A 17,218-nucleotide genomic window follows, 5' to 3' on the forward strand; every position below is an offset into this window, starting at 1 on the left:
GCACAGCGGGTCTGCGTTGGTGCAGAGATCAGTAAAAGCTCTGCGGGTCGATATCGACGGTCAGCCGAATGTCGCCTTTCAGCCGCAACGGCGCGATCCAGCGGGCAATGGCATCCTGTATCGGCGCGCCTTTGGGGGCCTTGACCAACAGCCGCACGCGGTGCCTGCCCCGGATGCGGGCGATGGGTGCGGGCGCGGGGCCAAAGACCTGCGCATCGATCTGCCGCAGCGGCGCATCGTTCCGCGCCATGGCGTTGCCGATGTCGAAAACCGGGCCGACCTCTGGCCCCGACAGGACAATCCCGGCCATCCGGCCATAGGGCGGCACCCCGGCGGCCTGACGCCCGGCGGCTTCGGCTTTCCAGAACCCTTCTTCGTCACCGGACAGAATCGCCCGGATCACCGGATGTTCCGGTTGAAAGGTCTGCAGCAACGCCTGCCCCGGTTTGTCCGCCCGACCGGCACGCCCCGCAACCTGCCGCATCAGTTGGAACGTCCGCTCCGCCGCACGCAGGTCTGCGCCATGCAGGCTGAGATCGGCGTCGATCACGCCCACCAAGGTCAGCTTGGGAAAGTTATGCCCCTTGGCGACAAGCTGCGTACCGATGACAATATCGGCGTCCCCTTCGGCAATCTCCTCGATCTTGGCCTTCAGCGCCCTTGCCGAGCCAAACAGATCGGAGCTGAGCATCGCGATTTTCGCCTCAGGGAAGGTCGCCTCGGCCTCTTCCGCCAGCCGTTCGATCCCAGGCCCGACCGGGGCCAGCTTGCCCTCGACCCCGCAGGACGGACAGGCCTCGGGCATCGGCTTGGTCTCGCCGCATTGGTGGCACATCAGGCGTTTGAGAAACCGGTGCTCCACCATCCGCGCGTCGCAATGGTCACAAGCGATCTGTTCCCCACAGGCCCGGCACAGCGTCACCGGCGCATAGCCGCGGCGGTTGATGAACAGCAACGATTGCTCGCCCCTATCGATCCGCTGCCGTACCGCCTGCCGCAGCGAGGGCGAAATCCACGTCCCCGGCTGCATCTGCTCGGCCCGCATGTCGATGGGCTTCATCTCGGGCAGCACCGCCGCGCCGAACCGCGCGGTCAGGTCCAGCCGTTCATACTTCCCCGCCTCGGCATTCGCCCAGCTTTCCAGCGAGGGTGTCGCGCTGGCCAGAATCACCCGTGCCCCACAGATCGAGGACCGCAACACCGCCATGTCCCGCGCACTGTAATGCACCCCGTCTTCCTGCTTGTAGGAGGTGTCGTGTTCTTCATCGACCACCACCAGCCCCAGATCGCGGAACGGCAGGAACAGGGCCGACCGGGCACCCACCACCAGCTGCGCATCCCCCTGCCCGACCATCCGCCAGACCCGGCGGCGTTCGGTCATGGTGGCGCCCGAGTGCCATTCGGCAGGCCGCGCGCCAAACCGCGCCTCCACCCGTGTCAGAAACTCAGCCGTAAGCGCAATCTCAGGCAACAGCACCAGCGCCTGCCGCCCCATGCGCAGGGTTTCGGCAACAGCTTCCAGATAGACCTCGGTCTTGCCCGAACCCGTCACGCCCTTCAGCAGCGTTGTTCCATAGTCGCCGGTCCGCTGCCCCGCCTGCAATCGCGCCACCGCCTCCGCCTGATCCTCGGTCAGGTCCTTTCCCGGCAGGTCGGGGTCCAGATGCGGATAGGGCAGATCGCGTGGGCTGTCTTCCTCGCGCACCGCGCCTTGTTTGACCAAGCCTTTGACAACGGACGATGTCACCCCCGCCTGCTCGGCCAGTTCTTTCAGCGTAAAGGCCAGCCCGCCATAGTCGCGCAACACTTCCAGCACACGGGTCCGCGCATCGGTCATCCGATCCGGCTGAGCATCGCCCAACCGATACACCTTGCGCATCGAGGGTGGATCGCCCAATCCCGGCGCGCGCGTCGCCAGACGCAGCATCGCGGGCATTGGCGTCAGCGTGTAATCCGCCACCTTGCCCAGAAACAAACGCATCTCTTCCCGCATCGGCGCGACCTCAAGCACCCGGATCACCGACCGCGCCTTGCTCAGGTCAAAACCGCCCTGCCCCGGCCCCCAGACCACACCCAGAACCTTGCGCGGGCCAAGCGGCACCTCGACAAACGCGCCCAGAAAACACCCGCCGTCGGGCGCATTGTAATCCAGCGTCCGGTCCAGTGGCTGCGTGGTCAGCACTGCAACCAGCTCTCCTTGGTCGAAAAATCTGTTAGCGCTCACTGCATATCCTTGGCAGGGGGTTTCAGCATCGGTCTTATTGGGGTAAAGCCATCCGCAAACAAGGCCAACCCATCAAAGGACTGCCCTCATGAAATTCTTCGTAGACACCGCCGAGATCGACGCCATCGCCGAACTGAACGATCTGGGCATGGTGGACGGCGTCACCACCAACCCTTCGCTGATCCTGAAATCAGGCCGCGACATTCTGGAAGTCACCAAAGAGATCTGTGATCTGGTCGATGGCCCCGTCTCGGCCGAAGTTGTCGCCACCGAGGCCGACGCCATGATCGCCGAGGGCCGCAAGCTGGCCAAGATCGCGCCGAACATCGCGGTCAAAGTGCCGCTGACATGGGCCGGTCTGAAAACCTGCAAAACGCTGACCGACGAAGGCCAGATGGTCAACGTCACGCTCTGCTTCTCAACCAATCAGGCGATTCTGGCGGCCAAGGCGGGGGCAACCTTCATCTCGCCCTTCATTGGCCGTCTGGACGATATCAACCTCGACGGCATGGACCTGATCGCCGATATCCGTCAGGTCTACGACAATTACGGGTTCGAGACCGAAATTCTGGCGGCGTCGATCCGCACCGTGAACCACGTGACCGAAAGCGCACGTATTGGGGCTGATGTGATCACCGCACCTCCGGGTGTGATCAAGAAGCTGGCCGATCACCCGCTGACCGACAAGGGCCTTGAAACCTTCCTGGCCGACTGGGCCAAAACCGGTCAGAAAATCCTCTGATCCATTGCGCTGCCGCGCGGTGCCGTCAGGCACCGCGCCTGGCCCAACGGCCAAAGCTGATCTTCGATCAGCATGTGGCCAGCGGGAGCCCCCGACACATCCCGCCTTAAATCGCGCAAAACGTGCATTTTTCCCGAGTCAAACCCGGCAGGCTATGTTATAAGCCCCTCAATCAAAAAAGACCGGGCAGGACATGAGCAGCAACCCAAAACTCGAGGATAACCTCCGCGCGGCGATTCTGGCCGAGCCGGACGCCTTGCTGGACGACAAGGACCTGATGCAGGCGCTGGTCTCGGCAAATGAACAGGCCCGCGGCGACAACGTGATCGACCTGCGCGGCATCGCCATGCAGCGGCTTGAAGAACGGCTGGACCGGCTTGAGGATACGCATCGCTCGGTCATCGCCGCCGCCTACGAGAATCTGGCAGGCACCAATCAGGTGCACCGCGCCATCCTGCGCCTGCTGGAACCGGTCGAGTTCGAAGATTTCCTGCGCACGCTTGGCACCGAAGTCGCCGAAATCCTCCGGGTCGACAAGATCACCCTGGTTCTGGAAACCACCGCCATTCAGGACGACCCCGCCATCGACAAGCTGGGCGGGGTTCTGACCATTGTTGAGCCCGGTTTCATCGAAAACTACCTGACCTATGACCGCAGCGGGCCTGCGCGCGAGGTGACCTTGCGTGAAATCCTGCAGCCCAACCGGCGGATTTTTGGCGCGCAAGGCGACATTTTGCGGTCCGAGGCCTGCCTGAAGCTTGATCTGGGCACAGGCCGCCTGCCGGGCATGATTGTCATGGGGGCCAGGGACCCGCGGCATTTTACGCCGCAACTCGGAACCGATCTTCTGACCTTCTTTGCCGGCGTGTTCGAACGCTCGATGCGCCACTGGCTGTCGTGAGCCTGATCTCCCCAGCCTGCCGCGATGCGCTGCAGCATTGGCTGGACAGTCTGGGGGCGCTGGCCGGACGGTCCAAAAATACACAGACCGCCTATCGCGGCGATGTGGCCGAGTTTCTGTCCTTCATGACCCTGCACCACGCCGAGCGTCAGGGGTTGGCCGCGCTCGAACGTATTTCGATCGCGGATATGCGTGCCTGGATGGCGGATCAGCGGGGCTCGGGCGTCGGCGCGCGGTCGCTTGCGCGCAAGCTTTCCGCCGTCAAAAGCTTCTATCGCTGGCTGGCCGAGCGGGAAGGCTTTGAACCAACCGCCGTCCTGTCCATCCGCGCGCCCAAGTTTACCAAGAAGCTTCCCCGCCCGCTGGCCGAAGACGCCGCCCGCGCCATGATCGATACTGTCGAACTGCAATCCGGTTCGGACTGGGTCGCCGCCCGGGATGTGGCCGTTGTCACCCTGCTTTATGGCTGCGGGCTGCGGATTTCCGAGGCGCTGTCGCTGACCGGTTCCGACGCGCCTTTGCCGGCGACCTTGCGCATTGTCGGGAAAGGCAACAAGGAACGTGTGGTTCCCGTCCTTCCCGCAGCGCGCGAGGCGGTGGATCGCTACACCCGCCTCTGCCCGCACCCGCAGGCACCGGAGGCCGCCCTGTTTCGCGGCGTTCGGGGTGGTCCGCTGAACCCCAGCGCCATTCAGGGCGTCATGGCCAAGGCGCGCATGCAACTGGGGCTGCCCGCAACCGCAACACCCCACGCCATGCGCCACAGCTTCGCCACCCACCTGCTGTCTGCCGGCGGCGACCTTCGGGCGATTCAGGAACTGCTGGGCCATGCCTCGCTGTCGACAACTCAGGCCTATACCGCCGTCGATACCGCACGGCTGATGGAAGTTTACAACCGCGCCCATCCCAAAGCGTGACGCTTCCCCGCAGATCAGCCGCAGTTGACGGGCTTTTGGTTTGCATCTCAGCCTTGCTTCGTACATGACGCGTCCATGACACTTAGATTCAAAGCCTTAGCCGTTCATCTTTTCACCGCCACCGGAGCCGTTTTCGCCATGCTGGCCATGCTGGCCGCCGTCGAGGCAAAGTGGAGCCTGATGTATCTGTGGCTGGTGGTGTCCTTCATCGTCGATGGGATCGATGGACCGCTGGCTCGGCACTATCACGTCAAACACAACGCGCCCGAGTTTGACGGCGTGCTGCTGGATCTGATCATCGACTACCTGACCTATGTGTTCATTCCCGCCTTTGCCCTGTTCAAATCCGGGCTGATGGACGGCTGGACCGGGTGGTTTGCGATCATCGTCATCACATTTGCCAGTGCGATGTATTTTGCCGACACCAGGATGAAGACCAAGGACAATTCCTTTTCCGGCTTCCCCGGCTGCTGGAACATGTTTGTCATCGTGATCTTTGCGCTGGAGCCGAATTTCTGGCTGATCCTGCTGATGGTCTCGCTGCTGTCGCTGGCGATGTTCCTGCCGCTGAAATTCGTCCATCCCGTCCGCACCGAACGCTGGCGCGGCCTGACGCTGCCGATGGCCTTTGCCTGGACCTTCTTCGCCGGCTGGGCCGCCTGGGTCGATTTCCACCCCGAAAGCTGGGCCCATTGGGGGCTGGTCATCACCAGCCTGTATCTGGTTTTTGCCGGGATCGCGCAGCAGATTATCCCGCAGCGCGGCTAACGCAGCCCTGCGGGGGGCAGGTTACAGGACTTCCTGCACCTCGAACTCGGTCCCGTTATGGGTGAACAGATCGCCCTCTTGCAGGCCGACCATGGCCAGATAGATCGGGCTTTGGGTTGAGATGCCCATATAGGTCTTGCCGTCCACATCGAACCGCGTGGTGGACACGCAAACCACAAAACGCCGGTTGTTGAACTTGATCACTGCGCCCGGCTGCACCGTGTCGGTCAGGCCGAAATCGGTGTTTTCGATCACATCGATCTTGGCATGATGGGCATGGACCGGAGCATCAAAGGCCGCAGCCAGATCCGCATTCTCGCGCGAGGCGGCGATATCATCCTTGTCATGCCCTTCACGGTCGTCCAGTTGGGCGTCTTTCAAAAACGCATCGTAATGCGCCTGAGCAGTCGCCAGTTCCTGCTCTTCCAGCGACATCAGATGGTCGATGATGGCCTTCTTCCGGGCGGTGCGGTCTGCTTCGGTAGTCATTCAATCCGGTCCTTCAAATTCACCATGAGACATACGTTGTGCCCGAGTTCCAAGGATTGCAACAGATTTCCGACACTCAGATCAACAGCCCCGCCGCCTGTTCGTGACGCAGCAGGGCCACCTTGGTCTCGACCCCGCCATCGCCGGAAAACCCGCCAAGACCATTGGCCGCCAGGACCCGATGGCAGGGAATGATCACCGGGATGGGATTGGCACCGCAGGCCTGCCCCACCGGCTGCGCTGGCTGGCCCAGTTCTTTCGCTATGTCGCCATAGGTGCGGGTTTCTCCCAGCGGGATGGCGAACATCAAGTCGCAGACCTGTTTCTGAAAATCCGAGCCGTTCACGTGATACGGCAGATCGAACCGCTCCAATTGCCCGGCATCATAGGCGCGCATCTGGGCTGCGGCCTCGTGCAGCAAAGGGGTAGCTTCGCCCTGATCCCTGCCGTTCCAGACAAGCCGCGTGATCGCTCCACCGGTTTCCTCGATGCCCAACCGCCCGAACTGCGTATCCACTGCAATCATAGCCATAAGCCCGAGGGTTTCAGATCACCCTGCCAAGCGCAAGCTTGGAAAGCTACTGTTAGGTGCTTGATGGCCTGTATGCTAATCTCCTCACATTGATTAAAAAATTCGGAGGCTGGAATGGGGCGACACTTGATCCTCACCGTTCACGGGATTGGTGAGCAAAAGCCCGGTGAGACCGTCGATCAGGTGGCGGGCGCGGCCACGACCTGGCTGGACGGGCACCCTCAGCCGCCGGTCGAGATCGACCGCCAGATGATCGAACTGGCCGAGACCCCCTTTGACGGCCGCAGCCGGAATGCAAACCTGTACAAGGTGCATCTGCGCAAAGTGACAAAGCCGCAGGACAGCACCGATCAGGCCCTGTTTGCCGAGGTTTTCTGGGCAGACCGGTCCCCCAAACCCAAGGGTGCCATCAAAACGCTGGTCGACCTGATCTGGGTGGTGCTGGCACTGGGGTATCTGGCGATGGACAATGTCGAACAGACCCATGCGCGCAAAGGGGTCGATCCGTCGGATGCGAACGGCAGGAATACATTCGCCGCCCAGATCGTACATCTTTTTACCTGGATTTTCTTTGGCGCGGTTGCACCGATGAACGCCTTTTTGCTGATTGGTGCCGCAGCAGTGATGATCGAACTGTTGCCCGTTGCTTTTGCCCAAACGCCAGCCGCATTGTTCGGTCTTTTGCTGCTGATCTATCTGGGCGCGGGGTGGGTCGGGCTGAAGCGCCAGAAAACTGCACCGACCTATCTCAGGCGCGTGTTCTGGCGCGGCGCGGTCCCGATGGGCGCGGTTCTGGCGCTGGCGCTTGTGACCGGGCCGCTTGGCGCAGGGATCTGGGGCCAAATGTGCGACCCCACAAATCTGGAAATCACATGCGCCACCGGGCTGGAGCAGTTCGTCGTGTTTCAGATTCTGGTGCTTGCTGCGTTCTGGACCGCGCTGATTTTCATCACGATTGCACTGTATCTGGTCTCGCTCACCACGCTGCAGGTCGAACCGGCGTTGCCGGGGCACAGGCGGCTGTATCCCAGCATCTGCGCGGGCATGCTGGTCTTCTGGATGTTCTTCATCGCCGGTCTCTGGCTGACATTCGAGCAACTGGTCAAAAGCGTACCCAGCCTGTCCAGCCAAACGCTGATCAAGCTGTTCGACAACAACCTGCGCGGCTCTCTCGACACGCTGGGGGTGGCCTTTGGGGCGGTTGTTCTGCTGGTTGTCGTCGGCATCGGCCTGTTCGTGGGGCGCAAACTGGGCAAAGAGAAGCTGTACGAAAAACACAGCTTCCTGAGCCGCGCGATTGTCAACAGGCTGGCGCAGGGCGTGTTTCTGGTCGCGGCGGTGGTGCTGGGTTTGGTCGCCCTGCGCGAACTGACCCTGCAGGTTCTGGGCCTTGATCTTCACTGCGACATCGCCTCGGGTTCAGAGTCGTCCAGGCCGGACTGCAGCTTGACCGGCAAGGCGCTGAACCGGCTGGCGGACGCGCAGGGCATCATCGGCATCGCCGTGTTGGGGGCGACGGCGATGCTGTATCGGTTTTCGGACTTCGTGGCGGCGGGGCTGGGCGTTGCGCGCGATATCGTCACCTACGCGATCCGCGACAAATGTGCGCTGCGCTGGGATCTGGCCGCCAGACGCCGGAACTATCCGGCGCGCAGGCTGATTGATGAGCGGTTCTACAGAACGCTCTATTACGCGCTGGACATCTTTCCGGCGGATCAGATCACGGTGATCTCGCATTCGCAAGGAACGGTGATTGCCACCCAGATGCTGGCCGACAAGCGGGTCCAGCGCCGCATCAAAGGCCGCCCGGTGACGCTGATCACCATGGGCGCACCGGTGACGCACATCTATCAGCGCTATTTCCCCGAGATGTTCACAGTCGACCCCGCAAACCTGAAAGCCGCCTGGTTCAACATCTTCCGCGAGGATGATTTTGTCGGCACCAGGATCGAGGGCGACCTGATCCGCAAAAAGCGCAACATCCCCGTCCCGCCCGGCGGGCATACGGGGTATTTCACCGATCACGAGGTTTGGCGCGTGCTGACGGGGGATGAGATCGGGTTCGACCTGTTTGATCCCAAAACGCATCAAGTACCGAAATAGCCCCCTCGGGTGTCCGAGGGGGCCTTGGATTTAACGCAGCGCCTCGTCGCAGCGGCCACAGACACCCGCATGGGCGTGCAGGCCCACGTCTGGCAGGATTTTCCAGCAACGCTGGCATTTGTCGCCTTCGGCTTTCTCGAACAGAACCGCAATGCCTTCGATTTCGGGCACACGGAATGCTTCGGCCGGGGCCGGGTCGCCGGTCACGGTCAGACCCGAGGTGATGCACAGATCGTCCACGTCGAATGTGGCCAGCAGGTCGCGGGTGGCGACGTCTTCGACATGCACAATCGGCGCGGCCTCGAGGCTGGAACCGATCACCTTGTCCTGACGCTGCACCTCAAGCGCGGCGGTCACGGCGCGGCGCACGCGGCGGATTTTGGCCATGCTCGCCTCAAGCTCGGCATCGCGCCAATCGGCGGGCGTGTCGGGGAAGTCCACCAGATGGACCGAGCTGTCGTCGCCTTCGAAGCGTTCCAGCCAGACCTCTTCCATGGTGAAGACCAGAACCGGGGCAAGCCATGTGGTCAGGCGGTGGAACAGGATATCCAGCACGGTCCGCGCCGCCCGGCGGCGCAGGCTGTCGCCATCGCAGTACAGAGCGTCCTTGCGCACGTCGAAATAGAAGGACGACAGATCGACGGTGGCAAAGGTGAAGACAGCGCTGAACACGCCCTGGAAATCGAACGAGGCATAGCCTTTGCGCACCTGTTCATCCAGTTCGGCCAGACGGCTCAGCACCCAACGCTCCAGCCGTGGCATATCCTCGGGTGCAACCCGATCCGCCTCAGAGAAATCGGCCAGCGAGCCCAGCATGAACCGCATGGTGTTGCGCAACCGGCGATAGCTGTCGGCGGTTCCCTTCAGGATCTCCGGCCCGATCCGCTGGTCGGCGGTATAGTCGGTCTGCGCCACCCACAGGCGCAGGATATCGGCGCCGTATTGCTTGACGACCTCCTCCGGCACGATGGTGTTGCCCAGCGATTTGGACATCTTGTTGCCCTTGGCATCCAGCGTAAAGCCGTGGGTCACCACATTGCGATAGGGCGCACGGCCCTTGGTGCCACAGGCCTGCAGCATCGACGAATGGAACCACCCGCGGTGCTGGTCGGTGCCTTCCATGTAGACATCGGCGATGCCGTCCTCGGTCCCGTCCTCACGATCCCGCAGAACAAAGGCGTGGGTGGATCCCGAGTCAAACCACACGTCCAGCACGTCAAACACCTGATCGTACTCGTCGGGGTTGGCGATACCGTCGAGGATCTTCTCTTTGAACCCGTCGGTGTACCAGACGTCTGCGCCGTCCTTTTCAAACGCTGCCTTGATGCGGGCGTTGAGTTCCGCGTTGCGCAGCAGGTAATCCGCGTCGGTAGGCAGCGCACCTTTCTTGGTGAAGCAGGTCAGCGGCACGCCCCACGCGCGCTGGCGCGACAGCACCCAGTCCGGGCGGGCCTCGATCATCGAATACAAACGGTTGCGACCGGTCTGCGGGGTCCACTTCACCAGCTCATCGATGGACCGCAGGGCGCGTTCGCGGATGGTGTCCCCCATCTCGCCCATGCCGTCCTCCAGCTTGCGGTCAACGGATGCAAACCACTGCGGTGTGTTGCGATAGATGATCGGAGCCTTCGAGCGCCACGAATGCGGATAGCTGTGCTTTATCTTGCCCCGCGCCAGCAGCCCGCCGACCTCGGCCAGTTTGTCGATGATCGCCTTGTTGGCATCCCCCTCGCCGCCTTTGCGGGACAGGATGTATTTGCCGCCAAAGAACGGCAGATCCGCGCGGAAGCTGCCATCGTCCATCACGTTATAGGTGATGACCTGCTCCAACATACCCAGATCGCGGTAAAGCTCAAATTCCTCCATCCCGTGCGACGGCGCACAATGAACGAAACCTGTACCTTCGGTATCGGTCACAAACTCGGCGGCGCGGAAGTCACGGATATCGTCCCATTCGCCATTGCCACCCTCGGCCCCGGCCAGCGGGTGGGTCAGTTGGATCTTGGCCAGATCCTCCTGTGTCACGTCACACAGACGTCGATACATCGAGTCGTCCAGACGCGCGCGCGCAAACACATCCGCCGCGCGGTCGTCGGCCAGCAGATAACGCTCGCCAATCCGCGCCCAGCATTCCTCGGGGCGGCCCGTCACTTCGTAGAGGCCATAGGAAATGTCTTCGCCATACACCACTGCCTTGTTCGACGGCATGGTCCACGGAGTCGTCGTCCAGATCACCACATAGGCGTTGTCCAGCGTCACGTCGCCCGTGTTCACGACCTTGAACTTCACCCAGATGGTGAAGCTTTCCTTGTCGTGATACTCGACCTCAGCCTCGGCCAGAGCGGTCTTTTCGATGGGCGACCACATCACGGGTTTCGAGCCCTGATACAAAGTGCCGTTCATCAGGAACTTCATGAACTCGTCCGCGATCACGGCCTCGGCGTGATAGTCCATGGTGATGTAGGGATCGGGCCAGTTGCCGGTGATGCCGAGACGCTTGAACTCTTCGCGCTGGATGTCGATCCAGCCCTCAGCGAACTTGCGGCATTCCTGACGGAAATCGACGATATTCACCTCGTCCTTGTTCTTGCCCTTCTTGCGGTACTGTTCCTCGATCTTCCACTCGATCGGCAGGCCGTGGCAGTCCCAGCCCGGGACATACCGCGCGTCATGACCCATCATCTGATGCGACCGCACGATCATGTCTTTGATGGTCTTGTTCAGTGCGTGGCCGATATGCAGGTGACCGTTCGCATAGGGGGGGCCATCGTGCAGCGTAAAGGGCGCGCGGCCTTGCTTCTCGCGCAGGCGGTCATAGACGCCGATCTTCTCCCACCGCTCGAGCCATGCGGGTTCGCGTTTCGGCAATCCGGCGCGCATGGGGAAATCGGTTTTGGGCAGGTTCAGCGTGTCTTTGTAGTCAGGTGTCTGGATCGTGTCGGCGCACATTTGGGGCGTCCTTTGGATGATCTGGTCGTACTTGGATCGAAGCGGTCGGTGCGAAGTCTCAAACACCTTTGCCCGGCGTCTCGAGGATCAGAGCGCCGGGGATATAATTCGAATAATGATGGCCATCCGGTCATGCATGGCCGCGCTTATAAGACGCCCGCCCTCAATGGTCCAGAGGTTCCGGGCCTTGCTGCGAATGGCGCAGCTTGGCCCAGCGGTTGAGCCACGCCAGACCGGCCAAGGCCAGCCCCAGCGCCAGCAGCGAAAACACCCGGATCAGCCCGCCAAGGCCCGAAATATCGATCAGAAATACCTTGGCAACCGCCAGCCCGATCACCACCAGTCCTGCCTTGCGCATCAGGTCCGACCGGCGCGCGAGGGACTGGTAGAACAACACCGCGCCGATCAGCAGCAGGATCATCGTATAGGTGTAAAGCTCGGGCTGGGTGACGCCATTGCCCTGATACATGCCCCCGGCCCCCTGCCAGACATGGCGGATGGTCAGGCCCAGCCAGAAAGCCGCCAGGGCGCTGGCAGCGGCGAAGCTGGCCTGTCGCAGCAGAACGGGCATCGCCTTGATCCGCCATGCCGAGAACCCGATGGCAAACGCGGGCAACAGATAGGCCACGGCCAGCGTGTTCAGGATCGGCGGCCCCAGCACCGGGTCGGCATATGGCGTGATCAGCGGGTTGCGCTCGGCCAGCGCCTGAAACAGCCGGAACAGGCCATGGGCAGCGAAGAAAACGGCCAGCGCGTATCGCGCATAATTCAGTTTGCCGCCCAGTTCGAACCTTTGAACCTGCGCATAAGCCAGCAACAGCCAGATAACCGAGAGCAGCCCCAGACCCCAATGGCTGTCCCCTGCACCGCCCTCGCCAAACCCTTCAAGCCAGCGCAACAGCAGGAGGGACAGCAGAATGCCTCCGGTCGCCCAGGCGGCGCTTTCCAGCAGCAGTTTGGCAACCGGGCGCTGCAAGGGGATCAAAAGCCGCCAGCCCGCCAGAAACCCGAGTGTCGCCGAGGCATAAACCAGCGTCATTTCCCACACCGGCGCGGTATCGGCCCAATCCAGCCCCGGGTTCAGGACCAGCCGCACCGTGACGGTGAACACGCCCGCCCAGATGAACCAGCTCATCGGTGGCAGCGTGAACTTCCGATCCAGCGCGGCGGCGACCACGACTGTCGCGACCAGAGCAATCGTCAGCGCGGCAGAGCTGAGCACGATGACGCAGGCAAAGGCCAGACAGGACAGGGCAGACAAGGTCGCCAGCGCGGCGCGCATCCGGTCCTCGCCGTCCACACGCGCGAACCGTTCGGCGAGGACAACCATCAAGGCCCCTATGGCGATGGCATGCAGGGCCCATGGGTAAGCGCCGATAACCTCCGCCGGGTGCCAGCCGACCTCAAGCGCGATGGCCATGAGCGGCGCAAACAACGCCGCCGCCCCGGCCCAGACAACCGCGTATCGCCCGGCGGCAAAGGACCGCCACGCCGCCAGCAGGGTGATCAGCGCCCCCAGCGCGACCAATACTGTCACGACCCATGGATAGTCTGCCTCGGCCGTTTCAAGGTAGGTCTCGGCAAAGCTGCGCTGAACGACCCCGTGGTCCAGACCGTGCACCAGCACGACCCAGATCAGCCCGATGGCTGGCAGCACCGTCACATCCTGCAGCGCCTCCGCGTTCTTGGCCCACAGGATCAGGGCCGCAAGCAGGCCGGATGTCAGGCAAACCGCCAGCCAGAACTCATCCGATGTATCGGCCCAATGCAGCGAGAGGATGGCGGAGGTGACGGCCACCGCGCCGAAGGCAAGCCTTGTGGGAAACTCGGGCCAGGGCCTCCAGTTCGATCGCACCAGCATTTCCGTGACCAATGGCCCAGAATGGTTGGGCCGGAAACGGCGCGCAGGAATGGCGATGGCGATCAGCGCCATTGCGGTGGCGAAGATCAGGTAGCCTGGTTCGGTCATCGGCGCGCCGAGGATCACTATCAGGCTGGCCCAGTACGCTCCGAACAGGGTCAGAACCGAAATCCACGCCCAGCGCCGCACCGTGTCGATGCCCAGACCCAGCACCGCGATAACAAAGAAATAGCCATAAAGCCATGTGGGATCGTCCGAGGACCCGCCGACCAGAAAGGGGGCCGCGAACGCTCCGATCAGCCCGACAGCCGCCAGCAGCGGGCCGTGGAACCAGCCCAGAACCAGCCCCGCAAGGGCCACCAGAACCATGCCTGCCAGGGCAACCTCGGCCCCGATCAGATCGTAAAGCTGTCGGGCGGAGAGAATGCCGCCAAACAGGGTCACAAGGCCCGCGCCGGAAAAGACCGAGGGCAGATAGGCGGTGGCCGAGGCCTCATCATCACCGAACCGTCGGCGCAGGTATTCCCCGGTCCCGATCAGGACAACGCCAAAGGCCAGCGCGGCCGCAACACGTGCGGTTGGGGGCAGCAGGCCGTTTTCGACGCCGTATTGGACAAGGAAGATACCGGCCAAAGCCAGCGACAGGGCGGAAACCGCATAGAACCAGTTCTCGCGCAGCCACGCGCCCAGCGCAGTCAAGCGATCCTCGCGGAAGACAACCGGTCCCTGCGGTTCGGGCGTTGTCTGCGTTTGCGGTTCTACCTGCTGCGTTTTGGCTGGGGCCCAAGGGGCTTTCTTTGGTTTTTCTGCGGGCTTCTCGACCGGTCTTTTCAGCTCAACGGGTTCTGATGCAGCGCGATCAGCGTGCATCGCGCGCAATTGCCGCTCGAGCTGCTCGACACGGCGGCGCAGACGCGCCTGCCCCACAAGTAGCGCAATAATCGTGACCGGAATGGCCAGAACGACCAGGCCGACAAGGACAAGCAGCGATTCCAAAGGCAACCTCCGGGCGAAACCTGTTGCAAAGGCTAACGTGGTCTGGCCGGGGGTAACAGGCCGAAAATCCGCAATGATTCAAACCGTTGCGTCACGCCGGTCAGAAGCCGCCCAGCGCAGGTCGCGAGATCATGAGCCACAGAATGGCCAGCACTGCCAGAAACGCCGGAATACCGCAGAGAACCCAAAGCCTGAACAGACGGTGATAGGCCTCGGGCAATGGGCCGCCCTGCTCCACGGCGGCCTGGGCATAGGCGCGCAGGCGCAACTGGATCCAGACCACAGGCAGCCAGAACAGTCCCGTCAGCGCGTAGAGAACCAGCGACAGCGCGATCCAGCCCTCGGTCAGGGACCATCCCAACCGCCACGCCAGAAAGGCACCGGTGATCGGTTGCAGGATGACGGCGGTTGTGGTGAACCGCAGGTCGGCTCGCGCCACAATGCCCGCCGTATGGGCGATGACCCGCGCGTCGTGGCCGCGATGGGCCATCAGCATGAAAAACGCGATGCCCGCGCCGGTGCCCAACAGAACGCAGGCCCCGATCACATGCAGCCAGCGCAGGAACAGGTCGGGGTCCATCAGCGGCTCTCCAGCATTGGAATGGCAACAAGCGACAGCATCATCGCCGGTATGATCTTTACCAGCGGCCCCAGAGGGTCGAGCCACAGTTCGGGCACCGTCAGCGAAGCGGCCAGCAGATAGAACAGGGCAACACCGAACTGCGCAAGGCAAGCCCGCGCGGCGCAGGGCCGCCACAGGACGGCCAGCCCCAGCGCGATATCGACCAGCGACCAGAACAGAACGCTGAATGTCGCCAAACCAGACGGCCACCCCGCGCCGGTCAGAACGCCAGCAGACTGGCCCAGACCCAGCAGGCCGAAGAGCCCGGACAACACCCAGAACAGGCTGAGCATCGCGATGACCAGAGGCATCAGCAACGCCATCCGCGCCGCCAACCGGTGTTCGCGGGCGCAAGGTATCGTTGCGTAGATGTCATTCAGCGACGCCAGCGACCGGCCGGTGGCTGCCGCGTATGGGCCGGGGTCTCCGGTCACGCCGTCCTGCATCACGGTCATTGCGGTGCTACGCAAGGGTGACTTCCAGCCCAGTCTGGCCAATTGATCTGCAACACCCGCAATCACCCCGGTCATCCAGTGCGGCACAGAGATACGGGCCACGGCGGGCCGGAAACCCAACCACGCGCGGGTGGCGGTCAAGACATCGGACAGCGGATTGGGCGCATCCTCGATCAGATCATAGGTTCCCTGTGGCAACTGGCCCGCGACGGCAGAGGCAACAGCGCGACACAGGTCCACCATCCCGACGCATTGAACCGGTGTTTCGGGATAGGCCACCGGCTGAACCAAAGGCACCGCCGCCAACATGCGCAGCAAGGCGGTGCCGCCATAATCCGATTGCCCGATGACCAGACCGGGTTTCAAAACCCAAAGCGCGGCCCCTGAGGTGCGCAGGGCCGCGTCGCCTGCGGCCTTGGTGCGCATGAACTCGGTGCCCGCTTCAGGCTCGGCCCCGATGGCCGAGACCTGCACGATCGCGATACCCGCCCCGGCGCACGCCTGACCCAGAGCAGCGATGGCGGTGTGGTGAACCGCCCTAAGATCGTCACTGCCGCCATCCTGCAACGCTCCGGCGCAGTTCACCACGACGTCGACATCCGAGAGGATGTCGCGCCAATCCTCTGCACGTTGAAACGCACGCAGATCGCCTTGTTTCAGTGGCATGCCGGGCAGGACTTTGGCACCCGTCGAAAGTGAGCGGACCATGCCGGTCACGCAGGCACCGCTGGCCCGCAAATCTCGGGTAACCGGCGCGCCGATGAACCCGTAAGCGCCCAGAACCAGAACGTTTTTTCCCTGCAAGTGCAACGGCATGATGGCACCTTGTCCCTTTGGCCTCACCCTAGCCGATTGGCCGCCGCAAACCAGCCGAGACAGGCCATCTGCGACAACACTGCCGGTTAGGGATGGAACAGGGACCCGACCAGATAAGCAATCGACGCGGCCAGCCCGCCGATCAGCAACGTCTCAAGCCCCGACCGCCACCACGGGGCCAGCGACCAGCGGCTTTTGAGTGCGCCGATGGCGAAAAATACCCCCATCGTCATCCATGCGGACATGGGAAAGGCGCGCTCGACCGACAAAAGAAACGGCAGCAAAGGGATCATCCCGGCCACGAGGAAGGCAAAGAACGTCGCCAGTGCAGCTTTCATCGGATGGGGATCGACGCTGCCCAGCCCATATTCGCCCTCGATCATCAGGTTGATCCAGTTGTCGTGGTTTGCCGTGATCGCCAGCGTCGCCTCGTCCAGAACGGGCCCCGACAGCCCCTTCTGCGCCAGAATTTCGCGCACCTCACCCCGCTCACCCTCGGGGTAGAGCGCGATGTGGCGTTCCTCGATCGCGCGGATGCGGCGGATATTGTCCAACTCGGCCTTGGTGCCCGAGTAATTTCCCGCCGCCATCGAGAACCCGTCGGCCAGCACATTGGCCAGCCCCAGCGCGACGATCACGAAAGACGACAGGCCCGCCCCGGCGACACCGGCCACAATGGCGAAGGTCGTCACCGATCCGTCGATCCCGCCATAAACCACGTCCCGCAACACGCCCCGTCCCGGCGGCGCGTTGATCCGGGCGGTGATTTCCTGCTGGCTGTGACCGTGATCCGTCATGGCTTGCCCTCCGTCACCTCAACTGTGCCGGAGCGGGCGCGGCCTG

At 62.8% G+C, this 17,218-nt stretch carries 13 protein-coding genes; 5 read left to right on the top strand and 8 right to left on the bottom strand.

All coding sequences use genetic code 11. The annotated features are described in order from the left end of the window. Nucleotides 1-28 precede the first annotated feature (28 nt). Nucleotides 29-2,224, bottom strand: a complete 2,196-nt coding sequence (locus tag ACR0K1_RS16620) for a primosomal protein N' (protein ID WP_480851318.1) — start codon at nt 2,222-2,224, stop codon at nt 29-31. Between the two features lie 88 nt (nt 2,225-2,312). Between ACR0K1_RS16620 and fsa the strand changes: the two genes are divergently transcribed. From fsa to ACR0K1_RS16640, 4 genes are all read left to right on the top strand, one after another. After that, nucleotides 2,313-2,966, top strand: coding sequence for a fructose-6-phosphate aldolase (fsa, locus tag ACR0K1_RS16625; protein WP_480615285.1), 654 nt, complete (start codon nt 2,313-2,315; stop codon nt 2,964-2,966). A gap of 193 nt (nt 2,967-3,159) precedes the next feature. Continuing rightward, nucleotides 3,160-3,867 carry a DUF484 family protein gene (locus ACR0K1_RS16630; RefSeq protein ID WP_480615287.1) on the top strand — a complete coding sequence of 236 codons (708 nt, stop codon included), beginning with the start codon at nt 3,160-3,162 and terminating at the stop codon, nt 3,865-3,867. Beyond that, a complete protein-coding gene (locus tag ACR0K1_RS16635; RefSeq protein ID WP_480615289.1) occupies nt 3,864-4,784 on the top strand; it encodes a tyrosine recombinase XerC in 921 nt (306 codons plus the stop codon). Before ACR0K1_RS16630 ends, ACR0K1_RS16635 begins: the two co-directional genes overlap by 4 nt. 75 nt (nt 4,785-4,859) lie before the next feature. After that, the gene (locus ACR0K1_RS16640) at nt 4,860-5,552 is read left to right on the top strand and encodes a CDP-alcohol phosphatidyltransferase family protein (RefSeq protein WP_480615291.1); all 693 of its coding nucleotides are present in this window, start codon (nt 4,860-4,862) and stop codon (nt 5,550-5,552) included. A 21-nt stretch (nt 5,553-5,573) separates the two neighbouring features. Here ACR0K1_RS16640 and ACR0K1_RS16645 read toward each other — a convergent pair whose 3' ends face one another. Next, on the bottom strand, nt 5,574-6,041 hold the full coding sequence (locus ACR0K1_RS16645; protein ID WP_480615293.1) for a hypothetical protein: 468 nt from the start codon (nt 6,039-6,041) through the stop codon (nt 5,574-5,576). Nucleotides 6,042-6,117: 76 nt separating this feature from the next. After that, on the bottom strand, nt 6,118-6,573 hold the full coding sequence (locus tag ACR0K1_RS16650) for a methylated-DNA--[protein]-cysteine S-methyltransferase (protein WP_480615295.1): 456 nt from the start codon (nt 6,571-6,573) through the stop codon (nt 6,118-6,120). A gap of 114 nt (nt 6,574-6,687) precedes the next feature. Between ACR0K1_RS16650 and ACR0K1_RS16655 the strand changes: the two genes are divergently transcribed. Next, nucleotides 6,688-8,676, top strand: a complete 1,989-nt coding sequence (locus tag ACR0K1_RS16655; RefSeq protein ID WP_480615297.1) for a hypothetical protein — start codon at nt 6,688-6,690, stop codon at nt 8,674-8,676. A gap of 30 nt (nt 8,677-8,706) precedes the next feature. On the opposite strand, the gene ileS is transcribed toward ACR0K1_RS16655, so the two are convergent. From ileS to ACR0K1_RS16680, 5 genes are all read right to left on the bottom strand, one after another. Next, nucleotides 8,707-11,625 carry an isoleucine--tRNA ligase gene (gene ileS / locus ACR0K1_RS16660; RefSeq protein ID WP_480615299.1) on the bottom strand — a complete coding sequence of 973 codons (2,919 nt, stop codon included), beginning with the start codon at nt 11,623-11,625 and terminating at the stop codon, nt 8,707-8,709. 163 nt (nt 11,626-11,788) lie between these two features. Further along, nucleotides 11,789-14,482 carry a DUF2339 domain-containing protein gene (locus tag ACR0K1_RS16665; protein WP_480851319.1) on the bottom strand — a complete coding sequence of 898 codons (2,694 nt, stop codon included), beginning with the start codon at nt 14,480-14,482 and terminating at the stop codon, nt 11,789-11,791. Nucleotides 14,483-14,582: 100 nt separating this feature from the next. Then, entirely contained in the window at nt 14,583-15,062 is a 480-nt protein-coding gene (locus tag ACR0K1_RS16670) for a DUF2269 family protein (RefSeq protein ID WP_480615303.1), read from the bottom strand. After that, nucleotides 15,062-16,363, bottom strand: a complete 1,302-nt coding sequence (locus ACR0K1_RS16675; protein WP_480851320.1) for an SDR family oxidoreductase — start codon at nt 16,361-16,363, stop codon at nt 15,062-15,064. The genes ACR0K1_RS16670 and ACR0K1_RS16675 overlap by 1 nt, the downstream gene beginning before the upstream one ends. A 98-nt stretch (nt 16,364-16,461) precedes the next feature. Continuing rightward, a complete protein-coding gene (locus ACR0K1_RS16680) occupies nt 16,462-17,172 on the bottom strand; it encodes a VIT1/CCC1 transporter family protein (RefSeq protein WP_480615307.1) in 711 nt (236 codons plus the stop codon). Nucleotides 17,173-17,218: the final 46 nt, after the last annotated feature.

The sequence above is a fragment of the Ruegeria sp. F5 genome (assembly GCF_056533845.1).

Excerpts from the sequence above, each read along its gene's own strand:
- fsa (WP_480615285.1), top strand. The coding sequence starts at position 2,313 with ATGAAATTCTTCGTAGACACCGCCGAGATCGACGCCATCGCCGAACTG.
- ACR0K1_RS16630 (WP_480615287.1), top strand. The coding sequence starts at position 3,160 with ATGAGCAGCAACCCAAAACTCGAGGATAACCTCCGCGCGGCGATTCTG.
- ACR0K1_RS16640 (WP_480615291.1), top strand. The coding sequence starts at position 4,860 with ATGACACTTAGATTCAAAGCCTTAGCCGTTCATCTTTTCACCGCCACC.
- ACR0K1_RS16645 (WP_480615293.1), bottom strand. The coding sequence starts at position 6,041 with ATGACTACCGAAGCAGACCGCACCGCCCGGAAGAAGGCCATCATCGAC.
- ACR0K1_RS16650 (WP_480615295.1), bottom strand. The coding sequence starts at position 6,573 with ATGGCTATGATTGCAGTGGATACGCAGTTCGGGCGGTTGGGCATCGAG.
- ACR0K1_RS16655 (WP_480615297.1), top strand. The coding sequence starts at position 6,688 with ATGGGGCGACACTTGATCCTCACCGTTCACGGGATTGGTGAGCAAAAG.
- ileS (WP_480615299.1), bottom strand. The coding sequence starts at position 11,625 with ATGTGCGCCGACACGATCCAGACACCTGACTACAAAGACACGCTGAAC.
- ACR0K1_RS16670 (WP_480615303.1), bottom strand. The coding sequence starts at position 15,062 with ATGGACCCCGACCTGTTCCTGCGCTGGCTGCATGTGATCGGGGCCTGC.
- ACR0K1_RS16680 (WP_480615307.1), bottom strand. The coding sequence starts at position 17,172 with ATGACGGATCACGGTCACAGCCAGCAGGAAATCACCGCCCGGATCAAC.